At 67.9% G+C, this 15,972-nt stretch carries 17 protein-coding genes; 6 read left to right on the top strand and 11 right to left on the bottom strand.

The genetic code is table 11. The features are described from left to right. The first annotated feature begins 81 nt into the window (after positions 1 to 81). The 4 genes from ASD69_RS02950 (at position 82) to ASD69_RS02965 (ending at position 3,110) form a co-directional block, all read left to right on the top strand. On the top strand, positions 82 to 1,704 hold the full coding sequence (locus ASD69_RS02950; RefSeq protein ID WP_056173806.1) for a calcineurin-like phosphoesterase family protein: 1,623 nt from the start codon (positions 82 to 84) through the stop codon (positions 1,702 to 1,704). A 4-nt stretch (positions 1,705 to 1,708) separates the two neighbouring features. Further along, positions 1,709 to 2,293: a YdeI/OmpD-associated family protein gene (locus ASD69_RS02955; protein WP_056173809.1), complete on the top strand. Its 585-nt coding sequence runs from the start codon at positions 1,709 to 1,711 to the stop codon at positions 2,291 to 2,293. A 145-nt stretch (positions 2,294 to 2,438) separates the two neighbouring features. Continuing rightward, positions 2,439 to 2,885, top strand: a complete 447-nt coding sequence (locus ASD69_RS02960; protein WP_082576350.1) for a type II 3-dehydroquinate dehydratase — start codon at positions 2,439 to 2,441, stop codon at positions 2,883 to 2,885. A 21-nt stretch (positions 2,886 to 2,906) separates the two neighbouring features. Next, positions 2,907 to 3,110, top strand: a complete 204-nt coding sequence (locus ASD69_RS02965; RefSeq protein WP_056173811.1) for a hypothetical protein — start codon at positions 2,907 to 2,909, stop codon at positions 3,108 to 3,110. Positions 3,111 to 3,650: 540 nt separating this feature from the next. Here ASD69_RS02965 and mtnC read toward each other — a convergent pair. After that, the gene (mtnC, locus tag ASD69_RS02970) at positions 3,651 to 4,346 is read right to left on the bottom strand and encodes an acireductone synthase (protein WP_056173813.1); all 696 of its coding nucleotides are present in this window, start codon (positions 4,344 to 4,346) and stop codon (positions 3,651 to 3,653) included. A gap of 136 nt (positions 4,347 to 4,482) precedes the next feature. On the opposite strand from mtnC, the gene ASD69_RS02975 reads away from it, so the two are divergent. Next, on the top strand, positions 4,483 to 4,749 hold the full coding sequence (locus tag ASD69_RS02975; protein ID WP_056173816.1) for a hypothetical protein: 267 nt from the start codon (positions 4,483 to 4,485) through the stop codon (positions 4,747 to 4,749). A gap of 18 nt (positions 4,750 to 4,767) precedes the next feature. On the opposite strand, the gene ASD69_RS02980 is transcribed toward ASD69_RS02975, so the two are convergent. The 4 genes from ASD69_RS02980 to ASD69_RS02995 form a co-directional block, all read right to left on the bottom strand. Continuing rightward, on the bottom strand, positions 4,768 to 5,325 hold the full coding sequence (locus ASD69_RS02980; RefSeq protein WP_056173819.1) for an acireductone dioxygenase: 558 nt from the start codon (positions 5,323 to 5,325) through the stop codon (positions 4,768 to 4,770). Further along, positions 5,322 to 5,960: a methylthioribulose 1-phosphate dehydratase gene (locus ASD69_RS02985; RefSeq protein ID WP_056173822.1), complete on the bottom strand. Its 639-nt coding sequence runs from the start codon at positions 5,958 to 5,960 to the stop codon at positions 5,322 to 5,324. The genes ASD69_RS02980 and ASD69_RS02985 overlap by 4 nt, the downstream gene beginning before the upstream one ends. 110 nt (positions 5,961 to 6,070) lie before the next feature. Next, complete coding sequence (locus tag ASD69_RS02990; RefSeq protein ID WP_056173824.1) at positions 6,071 to 7,504, bottom strand: amino acid permease; 1,434 nt, start codon at positions 7,502 to 7,504, stop codon at positions 6,071 to 6,073. 135 nt (positions 7,505 to 7,639) lie between these two features. Then, positions 7,640 to 9,109, bottom strand: coding sequence for an amino acid permease (locus tag ASD69_RS02995; RefSeq protein WP_056173827.1), 1,470 nt, complete (start codon positions 9,107 to 9,109; stop codon positions 7,640 to 7,642). A gap of 270 nt (positions 9,110 to 9,379) precedes the next feature. Here ASD69_RS02995 and ASD69_RS03000 point away from each other — a divergent pair, with 270 nt between their 5' ends. Next, entirely contained in the window at positions 9,380 to 9,841 is a 462-nt protein-coding gene (locus ASD69_RS03000; protein WP_235567174.1) for an NUDIX hydrolase, read from the top strand. 574 nt (positions 9,842 to 10,415) lie between these two features. On the opposite strand, the gene ASD69_RS03005 is transcribed toward ASD69_RS03000, so the two are convergent. The 6 genes from ASD69_RS03005 to ASD69_RS03030 all read right to left on the bottom strand — a co-directional run bounded on the left by ASD69_RS03005 (position 10,416) and on the right by ASD69_RS03030 (position 15,771). Continuing rightward, on the bottom strand, positions 10,416 to 12,497 hold the full coding sequence (locus tag ASD69_RS03005; protein ID WP_056173832.1) for a phospholipase C, phosphocholine-specific: 2,082 nt from the start codon (positions 12,495 to 12,497) through the stop codon (positions 10,416 to 10,418). Positions 12,498 to 12,576: 79 nt separating this feature from the next. Next, positions 12,577 to 12,960 carry a hypothetical protein gene (locus ASD69_RS03010; protein ID WP_056173835.1) on the bottom strand — a complete coding sequence of 128 codons (384 nt, stop codon included), beginning with the start codon at positions 12,958 to 12,960 and terminating at the stop codon, positions 12,577 to 12,579. A 153-nt stretch (positions 12,961 to 13,113) separates the two neighbouring features. Further along, on the bottom strand, positions 13,114 to 13,581 hold the full coding sequence (locus ASD69_RS03015; RefSeq protein WP_056173836.1) for a GNAT family N-acetyltransferase: 468 nt from the start codon (positions 13,579 to 13,581) through the stop codon (positions 13,114 to 13,116). Position 13,582: 1 nt separating this feature from the next. Next, positions 13,583 to 13,945 (bottom strand): hypothetical protein, encoded by a 363-nt coding sequence (locus ASD69_RS03020; RefSeq protein WP_056173839.1) that lies wholly within the window; start codon positions 13,943 to 13,945, stop codon positions 13,583 to 13,585. Between the two features lie 469 nt (positions 13,946 to 14,414). Next, positions 14,415 to 15,128, bottom strand: coding sequence for a hypothetical protein (locus ASD69_RS03025; protein ID WP_056173842.1), 714 nt, complete (start codon positions 15,126 to 15,128; stop codon positions 14,415 to 14,417). A 361-nt stretch (positions 15,129 to 15,489) separates the two neighbouring features. After that, positions 15,490 to 15,771 (bottom strand): hypothetical protein, encoded by a 282-nt coding sequence (locus ASD69_RS03030; RefSeq protein WP_157498934.1) that lies wholly within the window; start codon positions 15,769 to 15,771, stop codon positions 15,490 to 15,492. Between the last annotated feature and the right edge of the window lie 201 nt (positions 15,772 to 15,972).

Genomic DNA, 15,972 nt, shown 5'->3' on the forward strand with positions numbered 1-15,972 from the left:
GCGACGGCGCGCACTCGTGCGCTCCGGCACATGGATCGGTAACTCAGCGCCGCATAATGGGGCCCCCGCCCGGAGCCCGCCATGCGCCCATCCGTCACCGCCTGTGTCCTCGCACTGGCCCTGATCGCCCCGGCCCGCGCGCTGGCGCTGCCGCCGCCGTGCAACAGCGGCATCGTCTACGAAGACCGCAACGGCAATGGCAGCCGCGACGACAGCGAGCCGGGTCTGCCGAATATTCGCGTGTCCGATGGCGTCGAGCTTGTCGTCAGCGACGCCCACGGCCACTATCACCTGCCCGCGATCGACGGCCGCACCAGTTTCGTGATCAAGCCGCCGGGCTACCGCGTCGGCCGTCGCGGCAACGGCTTGCCCGACTTCAGCTTCAACGTGCAGCGCGAGCCGGGCCCCAAGCTCAAGTACGGCGGCATCCCCGCGGCTTTCCCGAGCTGCCGCGACTACGCCCTGACCCGCGAGGCCACGCCCGCGAACGCGTCGCTGGACGTGCTGGTGTTCGCCGATCCCCAGCCCAAGACCGCCACCGACGTCGACTACTACCGCCGCGACATCGTCGAACCGCTGCTGGCGCAGCGCAAAGGCGCCGACGCGATCGCCGACCTCGGCCTGAGCCTGGGCGACATCGTCAACGACGACCTCTCGCTGTATCCGGCGCTGAACCGCGCCACCGCCGAACTCGGCGTGCCCTGGCTGCACGCGCCCGGCAATCACGATCTCGATTTCGACGCCGGCCGCGACGAAGACTCGCTGTTGAGCTATCGCCACGTGTTCGGCCCCGACACTTACGCCTGGGAAGAGCACGCGGCCTCGTTCGTGATGCTGGACGACGTGGTCTACCAGCCCGGCCAGAAGCCGGACTACATCGGCGGCCTGCGCGAGGATCAGTTCGCCTTCCTCGAGCGCTACCTGGCCGGCGCGCGCAAGGACCGCCTGCTGGTGATCGGCGTGCATATCCCGTTCTTCGACGCCGCGCCCGGCCGCGAGACCTTCCGCCGCAGCGACCGCGAGCGCCTTTTCGCGCTGCTGCGCGACTTCCCGCGCGTACTGCTGCTCAGCGGCCACGGCCACATCCAGCGTCACGTCTACCACGACGCCCAGGACGGTTGGCACGGCGCCGCGCCCCTGCACGAATACAACGTCGGCGCCGCCTGCGGCGCGTTCTGGTCCGGCATCAAGGACGCCCAGGGCATTCCCGCCGCGACCATGGCCGACGGCACCCCGAACGGCTACGCGCGCCTGGGCGTGAGCGTGGACGGCGCCTACCGCCTGAGCTGGCATCCCGCGCGCCTGCAGGCGATGGCCGCCTCGACCCAGGCGATGTCGCTGCATGCGCCGCGCACGCTGCGCCGCGGCGCCTATCCGGCCTTCGGCGTGTACGCCAACGTTTACATGGGCCAGGACGACAGCCAGGTCGAGTTCCGCATCGACGACGGCGCCTGGGCGCCGATGCGGCGGATTCCGAAGCAGGACCCGGCGCTGCTGGCCGAGAACGCGCGCGACGACGAGGCCGCGAGTCTGCGCGGCTACGATCGTTCACCCGAGGCCGAACCCTCCGCGCACCTGTGGCGCGGCAGCTTGCCGACCGACCTGGCGGTGGGCGAGCACCGCATCGAGGTGCGCGTGCTCGATCCCTGGCAGGGCGAGCAGCGCGCGCAGACCGTTTACCGCCTGCAGGATGCGAAGGAATAGCCGCATGCCCGTCGAACTGCCGACCGATCTGCCGATCGAACTTTTCCCCGACGCTGCGGCCTGGGAGCGCTGGCTGGAAGCGCACGCCGACGCGCCGGGGCTGTGGCTGAAGATCGCCAAGAAGAACCAGGGCGTGGTCTCGGTGTCGTATCCGGAAGCGCTGGACGTGGCCTTATGTCACGGCTGGATCGACGGCCTTAAGCGCAGCTGCGACGAACGCTATTTCCTGCAGCGCTTCACCCCGCGGCGGCCGCGCAGCATCTGGTCGAAGATCAACATCGGCAAGATCGAAGCCTTGATCGCGGCCGGGCGCATGCGTGCGGGCGGGCTGCGCGAAGTCGAGGCGGCCCAGGCCGACGGGCGCTGGCAGGGCGCCTACGCGTCGGCGCGTACCATCGAGGTGCCCGAGGATCTGGCCGCGGCGCTGAAGAAGAAGGCCAAGGCGCAACGGTTCTTCGAGCAGCTCGACCGCACTAACCGCTATGCGGTGCTGTGGCGGGTCGCGACGGCGAAGAAGCCGGAGACGCGCGCGGCCCGGATCGAGAAGCTGGTGGCGATGCTGGAGCGCGGCGAAAAGATCCACGGCTGAGCGGCCGGCCTGAACGCACGCCATCGGCGCGCGCGAATTTACGCGGCGGTTACGCCCGTGCCGCCGCCGCGACATGGAGGCTTTACGCCGCGCGCGCCTACAGTGCTCGCAAGCGCGCCGCCCCGAGCGCGCAGCGAGCGACAACGTGTCCATCGTGATCTTGCGCGGTCCCGACTCCCCTCATGCCGGCGCCAATGCGCGCGTGCCCGACGCGGTGCGCGCGCGCCTGGCCGAGTCCGCGGCCGACGCCGGCAAGACCATCGCCCTGCGCAGCTGCCGCAGCGAGGCCGAACTGGTCGAAGGTTTGTGCGGCCTGCGTTCCGACGGCGTCGAACTGCTGCTGTTCGACCCTGGCGCCTGCGCGCCGGCCAGCGAGCGCCTGCGCCGCGCGTTGGAAGCCTTGGAAATGCCCTACATCGAGGTCCACGACGACGATATGGCCAAGCCCGAGCCTTCGCTGGCCTCCTGCGGCGGCGCCTGCCTGGCGCGCGTGCACGGCTACTCCGCGCAGAGCTACACCCTGGCGCTGGCCATCGCGCTGGAACACCTGGGCTGCGCCGAATGCGGCCATGGCGTGCACGTGGGTACCTGAGCCGGGCGGGTCGGTATCGCCATGAGCGCGCATTACTACTACTTCGCCGATTACGAAATCCTGGTCGGCGGACGTTTCATCGTCTGGGGCCAGTGCACCCTGGACTACGCCCCGACGACGCCGTTCGATCCCGCCGAAGTGCTGCAGCGCATCCGTCGCCAGGCGGCGGACGCGCACGGCGTGGAGAGCGCGGAAGTGCGCGTGCGCAACGTAAGCCGCCTATAACGCGACGATCCGCCTTGGGGTAGGAGCGGCGTAAGCCGCGACCGCGAATCGGCGACCGCGAATCCGCGATCGCCGTCGTCATCGCGCCTGCCCGCGTGCACTCCAACCCTCGCGCTCGGAGGCGGCGTTCGTCGCGTTTGCGGTGGCGCGGTCGCGGCTTACGCCGCTCCTACCCGGGGTGGCGAGGGTGGGGCGATAGGCGGTGGGACGGTCGGATTGCTGGCGTTGTTGGGGAAATCGCGGCTTACGTCGCTCCCACAGGGACCGGCAGGTAGGCGTTCGCGGTCTTCATCGCCTACGCGGTCTCATCGCTTATGGCATGCACCTTGCGCCCTTGGAGGCGGAGGGGCTCTCGCAAAGATGTCCTTCGCTGGCTCGCGATCCCTACTTGGGCGGGGCCGGTCGGACATGGGCCGTAGTCTGTCGCGCGCGGGCTTTCTGTGGGAGCGGCGTAAGCCGCGATTCGCGACCTGCAGAGCGCGCGATGGCCCCACGCGCGCTATTCAACAGCGCCGATCCGGTGGCGCCAAATCGCGCCGCCTACACCTCGACCTGCGCGAACGAGGTCAGCCGCGCATGTCCATGCGCCGCCTCGCCCTCGCGCGGCTGCGGGTAGTCTTCCAAACGGTCGATCAGCACCGTCGACAGGCCGGCCTCGCGGGCGGCATCGACTTCCTCGACCACGTCGGACAGAAACAGGATCTCGCCCGCCGGCAGGCCGATCGACTCGGCGATGCGCGCGTAGCTGGCGGCTTCGCGCTTGCCGCCGATCTCGGTGTCGAACCAGCCCGAGATCAGCCCGGTCAGGTCGCCGTCGTCGCTGTGGCCGAAGAACAGCCGCTGCGCCGGCACGCTGCCGGAGGAATACACGTACAGCGGCAGGCCGGCCGCGTGCCAGGCGCGCAGCGCGAGCGCGGCGTCGGAGTAGATGTGGGCGGTGAAATCGGCGCCCTGGTAGCCGTCGGCCCAGACCATGCCCTGCAGCGCCTTGAGCGCGGTGTGCTTGCGGTCCTCGTCGATCCAGCCCTGCAGCACCTCGACGATCATCTCGTCCTGGCATACTCCGCCGCTCTCGGCCGCGACCGCGTCCAGCCATTTGCGCACCGCCGGCTCGCGACCGCGCGCTTTGACGAAGCCGGGCAGGGCGCGGCGCGCGTACGGGAACAGCACGTCCTTCACGAACGAGATGCTGCTGGTGGTGCCTTCGATGTCGGTGAGGATGGCGCGGATGGGCATGGCGGGGCGTCGCGGCGGGGACCTGGGATTGTCGCCTCCCGGCGCCGCCTAGGCAAAGATGCGGCGGTTCACGCATCGCCGCCGGCGGCGTTCTAGCAGGTAAGCGGGCCGCCCCAGGCCCGATCGCGGAGTGCGCATGTCCATCGAATTCATCGTGGCGATCGCCGACAACACGGCCAACAGGACCATCGTGGAAGGCAACGATGTGCGCCTGAGCGGTGGCGGCGGCACCCTCAACGGCAAGGTGCTCATCAGGATCCTGCCGTCCGGGGTGGGGGCGGCCAACATCCGCCTGCACATCCGCAGCCCGGGCCCGTGGTGGGCCCTGGACGACGTACGCGATCTGCAGCGCTTCAGCCCGCTGGTCGAAACCGCCGTGCTCGCGGTCGAACGCCTGAGCTGAGCGCGGCGGCGCCCGGCTTCAGGCCGCCTGGCCCTTCTCGTAGCGCGGGAAGCGCCGGGCGATGTCGGTGCCGGTGAAATGGCCGACCCAGCCGTCCGGCTCGGTGAAGAAACGGATCGCGACGAAGCTGGGCTCCGGGCCCATGTCGAACCAATGCAGGGTGCTGTCGGGCACCGAGATCAGGTCGCCTTGTTCGCACTTGATCTCGTACACGCCGGTATCGACGTGCAGGGTGAACAGGCCGGAGCCGGCGACGAAGAAGCGGACCTCGTCTTCCTTGTGATAGTGCTCGTCGAGGAACTTGTCGCGCATGGCCTCGCGCTGCGGGTTGTCCGGCGCGATGCTGACCACGTCCACGCTCTTGAAGCCGCGCTCGGCGACCAGGCGGTCGATGTCGGCGCGGTAGGCGTCCATGATCGCGTCCGGCGCATCGCCGGGCTGGACCGGGCGGCTGGCCTGCCATTGCTCGAAACCGACCCCGATCTTGCCCAGCTCGCGCGCCATCTCGGTGCGATCGCTGGTGCTCAGGCGCGGGCTGACGGTGTCGTCTTCGTCGAATATGCGCAGGCGGCTCATCGCTGCAGTCTCCTCAATTCCAGTTCGCATCCGAGCAGGAACTCGAACGCCTCCAGATGGCGCCTCGCCTCGGGCATATCGCGGCCCCAGGCGTACAGGCCGTGGCCGTCGATCAGATAGCCCCACATCGCCTGCTGGTCGAGCAGGGCGTCGACCTGGGCGGCGAGGGTGTGCATGTCCTGGGTGTTGGGCAGCACCGGCAGTTCCAGGCTGGTCTCGTGCGTGGTGTTGCCGGTGAAGGCCTTCAACAGCTCGTAGCCCTCCAGATGCACATGGCCCAAGCCGGCGTACAGGCGCGAGGCCACGGTCTGGGTTTGCGAATGGGTGTGCAGCACGCAGCCGATCTCGGGATAGCGCTTGTAGAGCTGGGTGTGCAGCAGGGTCTCGGCCGAGGGCCGGTGGCTGGTGGCGACCGGCGCGCCTTCCAGGTCCACGACCATGATGTCGGCCTCGGTCAGACGGCCCTTGTCGCGGCCGGAGACCGTGATGGCGGCGTGCTGGGCATCGATCCGGCGCGAGAAATTGCTGCTGGTCGCGGGCGTCCAACCGCGCGCGGACAGCTCGCGCACGTTGACGATGATTTCGCCGGCGCAATGGGCCAGGCGTTGCGGGTCGTAGGGCAGGGCGGTGCTCATGCCGCCAGTTTACAAACTCTGCGTGCCGGCGGCGTATCCGCGGACGGCGACGCAGCGTTCCGGTCGGGCGGCAGGCGGCCTGGGCCGCCCGCCGGGGACCGTGGCCGGGCTCAGCGCCCCGAGGCCGCGCGCAGGCGGCTGTGGCGGATGCCGTACAGGAAGTAGATCAGGAAGCCGATCGCGGTCCAGACCGCCATCAGGAACCAGTTGTGCGCGGTCATGGTCGACAGCAGCGCCAGGCAGCTGAAGATGCCGGCCAGACAGATCACCCAAGCGAACGGGATCTTGAACGGGCGCGGCAGGTCGGGCTGGGTGCGGCGCAGGATCAGCACGCCGGCGCAGACCGCGGCGAACGCGATCAGGGTGCCCATCGAGGTCAGCTCGCCCAGCACGTCCAGCGGGAATAGCGCGGCCAGCACGGCGATGCCGATGCCGGTGATCACGGTGTTGATGTGCGGGGTGCGGTAGACCGGATGGATCTTGGTGAACACCGGCGGCAGCAGGCCGTCGCGGCCCATGATCATGAAGATGCGCGGTTGGCCGATGATCATCACCAGCACCACCGAGGACAGGCCGATCAGGGCGCCGATCTCCACCACCACCCGCAGCCAGCCCAGTTGCGGATGCGCGGCCACCGCGGTCACCACCGGCTCGTCGGTGCCCAGCAGGGTGTAGGGCACCAGGCCGGTCATGATCGCGGCCATGGCGATGTAGAGCACGGTGCAGATCGCCAGCGACAGCAGCATGCCGATCGGCAGGTCGCGCTGCGGCTTGTGCGATTCCTGCGCGGCCACCGACACCGCCTCGAAGCCGATGTAGGCGAAGAACACCAGCGCCGCGCCGCGCAGCACGCCTTCGAAACCGTACTTGCCCGGGCCCTGGTTCTCGGGGATGAACGGATGCCAGTTGGCCGGGTCCACGTACTTCCAGCCGGCGACGATCACCAGCAGGATCAGGCCGGTCTTGAGCACCACCATGGCCATGTTCATGGCCGAGGACTTGCGGATGCCGACGTAGCACAGCCAGGTCAGCAGTAGCACGATGGCCGCAGCGGGCAGGTTGGCGATCGCGCCGGTCGGGCGTAGCTGCGCGTCCAGCGGCGCGCTGACCAGGGCGGTCGGCAGGTGTATGCCGAAATGCTCGAGCAGGCTGAGGAAGTAGCCGGTCCAACTGACCGCGACCGCCGAGGCCGAGACGCCGTACTCCAAGACCAGCATCCAGCCGATGAACCAGGCCGCCAGCTCGCCCAGGGTGGCGTAGGTGTAGGAATAGGCGCTGCCGGATACCGGCACCATCGCCGCGAACTCGGCGTAGGCCAGGGCGCAGAAGGTGCAGCAGATCGCCGCCAGTACGAACGACAGCATGATCGCCGGGCCGGCGTGGTCGGCCGCGGCCTGGCCGGTGATCACGAAGATGCCGCCGCCGATCACCGCGCCGATGCCCAGCGCGGTCAGGCCCCAGGGGCCGAGCGTGCGGTGCAGGCTCAGGCCTTCGGCATCGGCGTGTGCGGCGTGCGGGTGTTTGGTCGCCCAGAGTTGTTTCATCGGATCTTCCTGTCGCCGGGGCGCGGCGCCTCCGGCGGAATCGGGCAGGCCCTGCGGCCTGAACTGTCGGTCCTGAAATGGACAAGGCCGGCGGGCTGTTTATAGCCTCCGCCGGCCTTGCGCATCTTGCTACGTTCAGCCCGCCTTGCGCAGCTTGCTGTTGCGGTAGCCGTAGAAGAAGTAGATCAGCATGCCCAGCGCGGTCCAGCCGGTCATGACCTTCCAATGCTCGGCGAACGGCTTGGAGAACAGGTACAGGCAGATCAGCGCGCCCAGCGGGCAGACGACGACCGCCAGCGGCACCCGGAACGGGCGCGGCAGGTCGGGACGGGTGCTGCGCAGGATCAGCACGCCGACGCAGACGGTGGCGAAGGCGAGCAGGGTGCCCATCGAGACCATTTCGCCGAGCAGGCCGATCGGCAGGAAGCCGGCCAGCACCGCCGCGAACACGCCGACGATGATGGTGCCGATGTAGGGCGTCTGGAACTTCGGGTGCACCTTGGCGAAGAACTTCGGCAGCAGGCCGTCGTGGGCCATGGTGTAGAAGATGCGCGGCTGGCCCATCAGCATGACCAGGATCACCGAGCTCAGGCCGGCGATCGCGCCCAGTTCGACCACCATCTTCAGCCAACCCAGGGCCGGGTAGGTTTCCAGCGCGGTCGCCACCGGCTTGGGCGTGCCCAGCTCGGTGTAGGGCAGCAGGCCGGTCAGCACGCCGGCGACGATGATGTAGATGATGGTGCAGATCACCAGCGAGCCGAGGATGCCGATCGGCATGTCGCGCTGCGGGTTCTTGGCCTCGCCGGCGGCGGTGGAGACCGCGTCGAAGCCGATGTAGGCGAAGAACACCACCGAGGCGCCGCGGATCACGCCATCGACGCCGTACTTGCCGGGGCCCTGGTTTTCCGGAATGAACGGCACCCAGTTGTCCGGGTTCACGTACTTGGCGGCGAAGGCCACGAACATCGCGATCACCACGATCTTGATCGCGACGATGATGGAGTTCACGAACGCCGACTGGGTGATGCCGACGTAGCACAGGCCGCTGATGGCGGCGATGATCGCCACCGCCGGCAGGTTGACCAGGCCGCCGGTGTAGACGATGGCGCCGTCGACCACGTTAAGCGGCGCGGCCGCCAGCGACGCGGGTAGGCCTAGCCCGAAGTGTTCGAGGAAGCTGTTGAGGTAGCCCGACCAGCCCACCGCCACGGTGGACGCGGCGAACATGTACTCCAGCACCAGGTTCCAGCCGATGAACCAGGCCACGAACTCGCCCAGGGTGGCGTAGGAATAGGAGTAGGCGCTGCCCGAGACCGGCAGCATCGCCGCGAACTCGGCGTAGCACAGGCCGGCCAGGGCGCAGGCGAAGCCCGCGATCACGAAGCTCAGCACCACCGCCGGACCGGCGTGGTTGGCGGCGGCGTGACCCGAGAGGACGAAGATGCCGGCGCCGATGACCGCGCCGATGCCCAGCATCACCAATTGCGTCGAAGTCAGTGTCCGCTTGAGCGTGACCTCGCCTTGCAGGCTGCCTTCTACCGGCTCTCCCGCGTCGACGTGCGGTGCAGCTTGCACCGGCTTGGTGATGAATAGGCCCTTAGACATCAGTATCCCCAGATGATGAGAGGTCGGCTGGCCGTACAAACGGCACACCCGGCGTATGGCGCAATGGCGGGCCACCATAACCCAGCGGGGAAAGCAGCGGCAAGCGGGACAAAGTCATGGTCTTTGCCGGCATAATCCGCGTCCGAATCAAGCCGCAGTGCAGCATTTGGGATGCTCGTGAGACATTCAGACCCGGACGCCGAGCTGCGTTCCAATCTCGTCGACTATGCGCGACGCTGGCCCGACGAGGCCGAGCGCGTACAGCCTTTCCTGGACCTGCTGGACGACGCCCAGGACCCGTTCCGGCGCGAGCGCCTGGAGGGCCACTACACCGGCGGCTGCTGGCTGGTCGACCGCGCCGGCGCACGGGTGCTGCTGACCCACCACCGCAAGCTCGAACGCTGGCTGCAACTGGGCGGCCACGCCGACGGCGACCGCGACCTGGCGCGGGTGACCCTGCGCGAGGCCGAGGAGGAGTCCGGTCTGTCCGACCTGAGCGTGGAACCTGAGCCCTTCGATCTGGACCGCCACTGGATCCCGGAACGTCGCGACGTGCCCGGGCACTGGCACTACGACGTGCGCTACGTGGTGCGCGCCAACGGCAGCGAGGACTACGTGGTCAGCGACGAATCGCTGGACCTGGCCTGGCGCCGCATCGACGAGCTGGTCGACGACCCCGGCAGCGACGAATCGATGCGGCGGATGGCGAGGAAGTGGTTGGCGCGCAAGTAATCTGTCCGGTCGCGCGGCCCGTGCTCGGGCCCCTCGCAGGATGCGGTGAGCCGAAGGCGAACCGCATCGCCGCGCCGGTCCGGCGATGACGACGGTGCGGTTACCACCGCACCCTACGGCCGCGCCGCGTAATCGCCGCGCTTCGAGCTCCCTCCTTTGTAAAAGGAGGGTTGGGGAGGATTTGCTCTTCATGCCGCCGAAGCGCCCCCGCTCGTAGGATGCGGTGAGCCCCAGGCGAACCGCATCGCCGCGTCGGTCCGGCGATGACGACGGTGCCGTTACCACCGCACCCTACGGCCGCGCTGCATAATCGCCGCGCTTCGAGCTCCCTCCTTTGTAAAAGGAGGGTTGGGGAGGATTTGCTCTTCACGCCGCCGAAGCCCCCGCTCGTAGGATGCGGTGAGCCCCAGGCGAACCGCATCGCCGCGCCGGTCCGGCGACGACGACGGTGCGGTTACCACCGCACCCTACGGCCGCGCTCCGTAATCGCCGCGCTTCAAACTCCCTCCTTTGTCAAAGGAGGGCTGGGGAGGATTTGCTCTTCATGCCGCCGAAGCGCCCCCGCTCACAGCCATCAACCCGCCCCGATCGCCGGATCGCTGACGCTAGCCCGCCCGGTCTCCACATGCCCGGCGAAGCGACGCAGATAGCCCGCATCGTGGTCCGAGCTCAGGCTCAGGTCGTACCAATGCGCGCTGGCCGCCAGCGGCCAGCTGTCGTCGATGCTGGCGCCCGGCGCGAGCGGATAGCTGCGCGCCGGCGCGCTGCTGTAATGGTTGGGGCGCAGGGTCAGGCGGCAGGCGCCGCTGCCGCTGTTGCTCAAGCGCAGCAGCAAGCGTTCGTTGACCAGGTCGTATTCGATGCGCAGTTCCGGATTCGCGCCGCCGCTCGCGGTCGCCTTCAGCAGATCGCCCTGGAACACGCGCAGGAACCCGTTCGGCCCATGCGCGCTGAGATCGTACTTGCCCTGCGTATAGGCCTGGGCGCTCCAGTAATCCGACAGCTGCGTGCCCGGCGTCAGCGTGTAATACCACGGGCCGTCGCTGCGGTTGCGCGCGTACACGTTGAAGCCCGCGCCAGCGACGCCGGTATTGGCGAAGTCCAGCCAGTAGCGGCCGCTGGCGGCCTCGATGCGGCCGTGCACGTGCAACTGATACGGCAGCGCGCGCGCCGGGCGTTGGCCCAGCTCCTGGCGCGGCATCTTCGGCTGCTTGGGCGCGCTGGGCACCGGCAACTTGCAGGACTGATCCGCGCGCGTCATGTGCTCGCGGGTGTCCGGCAGCACCGGCCAGACCGGGTCGGCGCCGGCGAAATCCAGGGCCGTGCTGAGGTCGCCGGCGACCGCGCGACGCCACGCGCTGATGTTGGGTTCAGCCACGCCGAAGCGCGACTCCAGGAAGCGCAGCACCGAGGTGTGATCGAACACCTGCGAATTCACCCAGCCGCCCTTGCTCCACGGCGAGACCACGAACATCGGCACGCGGATGCCCAGGCCGACCGGCACGCCGTTGTAGTTCTCGGTGGCGGTGTCGACGGTGCTCTTGCCGAGACTGGAGGTGATCGCCGGCAGCGGCGGCGGGACGTGGTCGAAGAAGCCGCCGTTCTCGTCGTAGTTGATGATGAACACGGTCTTGGACCAGACCTCGGGATTGGCGACCAGCGCCTCCAGCAGGCGCGCGGTCAGCGATTCGCCGTAGGCCGGGGTCGCCGCCGGGTGCTCGCTCATGATGTAGGGCGGCACGATCCACGACACCGCCGGCAAGGTGCCTTCGCGCACGTCCTTGGCGAAGGCCGCGACCAGATGCTCGCCGCGCGAGGTGGCGGCGTTGGCGGCGGTCGAGCCGTCCACCCAGGCGCGGCCGCGCTTGTAGAGTTCCGAATTGCGGTCCAGGTTGCGGAAGTTCGCGAACGACTGCAGCGAGTTGTCGCCGTAGTTGTCGTACTCCTGATACACCCGCCAACCGATGCCGGCGTTCTGCAGGCGCTCGGCATAGGTGCCCCAGCGGTGGCCGGCGAACGTCGCCTTGTCCTTGGACATGTCCGAGGTCCAGTTGCCGTCGTCGGCGTTGTTCACCGCCTGCGCGCCGAAGTCGCCCACGGTCATGCCGCTGGTGCCGGTGAACAAATGCATGCGGTTCGGATTGGTCGGGCCGTGGTGCGAGCAGTAGTACGCGTCGCAGACCGTGAACGCGTCGGCCAGGGCGTAGTAGTAGGGCAGGTCGGTGCGGGTGAAGTGGCCCATGCACATCGGGCCCTTGGTCGCGATCCAGGCGTTGTAGTCCTTCCAGCGCGCGTGCGTGCCCTTCCAACTGTGGTCGATGTCGGCCAGGCACTGCGAGGCGGTGCTGTCGGTGCTGAGCCGGAACGGCAGCACGGCCTGGCCGCCGCTCTTGGGCTGGCGCCACACCGGGTCGCCATTGGGCAGCGCGATCGGGCGCGGGTCGTCGAAGCCGCGCACGCCGCGCAGGGCGCCCAGGTAATGGTCGAAGGAGCGGTTCTCCTGCATCAGGATCACCACGTGCTGCACGTCCTGAATGGTGCCGGTCACGCGCGCGGCGGGCGTCGCCAGCGCGTTGCGGATCGACGGCGGCAGCATCGCCAGGGTGGCGGCGGCGCCGGCGAACTTGAGGAAATCGCGACGGGTGTCGGAGACCATGGATCTTCCTTGCGAGCGGTGATGCGGGGGAAGGGGCGATGCTGGGCGAGGATGGTTGCAAGGGTATGGCAGGCGGCGCTCAGGGCCCGTGGACGAATTCCAGTTTCGACAACACGGCCGCGACCGCAGGCACGTTCTGATAACGGCGTCGCAGTTCGGTCAGGCGGCGGTCGTTGCCCTTGCAGGCGCGGTTGGCGCCCTGGACGATCTCTTTGCTGCGTTGCCTGTCGCCTTGCGGCGCTTCCTCGCCGCGCCAATGCTCGCAGTCGTCGTAACGCTGCAGGAAGGCGCGCACCTCGTGCGGCTGCTCACACCAGCTGGGATGGCGCTCCGGCGCCTCGCACAAGCAGCGCTCGCGCGGGCTGAGATGACCGTTCGGGCGTGGGTCATCGAGCTTGGGCGCGCGCGCCTGCGCGGCGGCGAGCGGGATCAGACAGAGCAGCAGCAGGCTAGGGCGGCGCATGGATCCTTCCTCGGGCCAAAGACGATGCGTGTGGCCGAGCGTAAACCCGCGGCGTCGGCGCCCGATAGCGGGGCCGTTACTCAGCGCGATAAGTGTGCCAAAAATGTGGCTATGTCGGCGTCAGGGCAAGGCGCGGCGCCGACACGGTCCGGCTTAGTCGCTCGCATCCAACCAGCGCGTCATCAGGCGCCGCGCATGCGCCGTATAGCCCGCGCGTTCGTAGATGCCGCGCGCGCGTTCGTTGTCGTCGTTGACCTCCAGCCGCAGCGCCCGCAGGCCTTCCGCGCGGCACAGCGCCTCGGCCTCGGCCAGCGCGCGCTTGGCCAGCCCGGCGCCGCGGTGCGCGGGCAGCACGAACAACTCGTCGAGCAGGCCGTAGCGGCCGCCGAACTCCAGGCTGAAGCAGAACCCGACCGCGAGGTGCCCGGCGATCTCGTCGCCGCGCAGGATCAGGCGCAACCGTCCCGCGTTCGGGTCGGCGATCAGCACCGACAGCGCCGAGCGCAGCGCCGGTTCGTTCCAGGGCAGGTGCTCGACTGTGTAGAACTCGCGCAGCACCGGCATCAGCCGCGGCAGGTCCGCCTCCATCGCCGCCGCGAAGCGGTAGTCGTTATGGCTCATCTCAGGCCTGCTCCGGCCACTGACGGAAGTTCACGCAGACCGTGGTCTTGTCCAGCATCGCGAACTCGCGCGAGCCCCAGGGCTTGAGCGCGACCTTGCTGGAATTGGGATGGAGCAGCTGCGGCGCGCGCGCGGACAGCTCGCGGTACACCGCATCGACGTCGTCGGTGTCGATGCCCAGCTCCGGACGATCCTTGGCTGCGTACTCCGGACTCTCCACGAGGTAAGCCTTGGCCCCATCGCGCGCGATCACGGCCATGTTCGCGTCCCGATACTGCACTTCGAACCCCAGCCCATCGACGAAGAATTCGAGCCCGTCTTCGAGGCGGTCGTAGAAGATTTTGGGGATGAGGTTCTTGAACATGGGAACTCCCTGTGCTCTATCCAATCTTGCTATTGAGAAGATTGAGTGGAGGGCGATTGGCTGGAGACGCACTGAACGGTACCGAATAAGAGCCGATTCGGAGAGATGGCAGACATCGTGCCTTCGTTGAGCAGATACATTTCATCGAAACCAGTCGGGTTCGTTTTGCTGGATACCGTGTAGTGGGGTGAGCCACAGAGCTCCATGGCTCGCTGACGAAAGTACGAATCAAGTCGTTCGCCACGCTGCCATTCGAAACCGTAGTACTCAAGCTCGTACGTGCTTTCACCAGTGCGTACTTCCCGGTAGCCAGCGCCCCAACCGAAGTCGTGCTCGGGTGCGGGACGGTAGGCATTTACGCCGCCACCGCAAGAGGCGAGTGAGAGGCTGAAGGCGATAGCGAATAGGACTGCTCGCATGCGGGAGGGGCGATCGAACTAAATCAGATATGGGTGAATGACGCGCTGCCTTAGTCGTCAGCCTGGGGCTTCCTGATATCGCGTCGCAAAGTGTCGTCGAAGGTGCCGAAGCAGCATAGCCAGCCGTACTGACTGAAGGAGTACAGGCCGACGCTGGCCGGATCGCGTTCCAAGCCGGCTGGCAGCGGATGCGGATGGGCCTGTTTCAGGATATGGCTGCGCACCAAGTAGTCGACCTGCCTGACCACGTAGCGGTAGTCCATGCCCGGGCCGCTGGACGTGGCCAGAATCTGATGGATGACCAGCGCGCTGCTGGTGGTGGTGAAGTGCGCCAGGAAGGTCAGCGCGCCGGTCCAGCTGCGGCAGAAGTAGATCCGGTCGGCGTAGAGGTAGATGTCCCACTTCTCTTCCATGCGCGAGGCATGGAACAGGACGCCGTCAGTGGTTTCGCCGTCGAAGGGATACTCCAGCCGGCATTCCAGGGCGACCGCGCCGGACGGCACCAGGCCGATGTGTTCCTGACCCAGGCTGGCGCGCAGGGTCGAGAAGGAGGTGGCAACGGCCGGATCCTGGGTGGTCGACAGCATGGACCGGACGAAGGCCAGGCAGTCGTAGCCGTTCACGGTGAAGGGATTCTTCGGGTCGTCCTTTTCCAGCCATTGGACGGCCGGCTGCGACTCGTTGAGTACGGGCCCTGCTGCAGGCGCGGAGGCGTCGGCCCCCGATGTCTTGCTGCCAAACATGTTGCGGAAAAATTTGATCATGCGGACTCCCCCTTGGCCAGGCGCCCGAGTGATGCGGGATAGCGACGCAACCAGGCTCGAAGACAGGATCGAGCCGCAGTCGCGCCCACGGGCGGCTGCGCTTGCCTAGGATGTATCACATAGCGCGCTGCGATGCCCGTACGCGGCGAGCCGGTCCGCATGGTTTGCGCCTGAGCGGTCGTGCCATCTACGACTGGAGATGCAACCGATTGTGCCCGGAGGCGTCCTGTTCATCGGGTGCCGCTTCGATGATGTGGCCGGAGGCGACGGGATCCTCGTGGTACTTGAACTTGCGCAGATCCATCCGGTGTCCTAAGGGGCGGCGCGCTTTCGCGTAGGACAGCTGCGCGCGCGGATATCGCTAGCGCTTGCCTGTCCGTGCCGCAAGCAAGCCCGCTGCCGCCGCAAAGATCAGCGCAAGCGACAGGTCGGCAGTGAAATAGGCCAGGTGGAAATCGTAGTTATCGCAAGCCGAGGGCGAGCAATCGCCGCCGATTCTGTGAAAGGCGAGGGGAAACCCGGCGACTTCCTGGCCGTCGCGCTGGTACGCATGGCGGGTGAGCAGGTAGGGCAGTGCATTGGCTAGCGAGGCGATGCCAGCCGCCGTCAGAAACGCTGTGAGGAATCTAGCCTTGGCTTGCATGGCGACGTCCGATGTTCGGGCCAGGGCCTGCCGCCCGGCGACTTGGCCGCGGAGGCGGCGCATGTCGCTGCAGTATGCGGCCGAGCGGCGCCAGCGCACAGCCTGTGTATGCGCCGGTGCCGCGTTTCCGGCACCGGTGCCGTCGATCGATTGCCTGCAGCCTGCGCCGCATCGGCGACAAACGCGGGAGCGCCGCGTCCG

It is taken from the genome of Lysobacter sp. Root604 (assembly GCF_001427505.1).
Classification (GTDB): Bacteria; Pseudomonadota; Gammaproteobacteria; order Xanthomonadales; family Xanthomonadaceae; genus Lysobacter.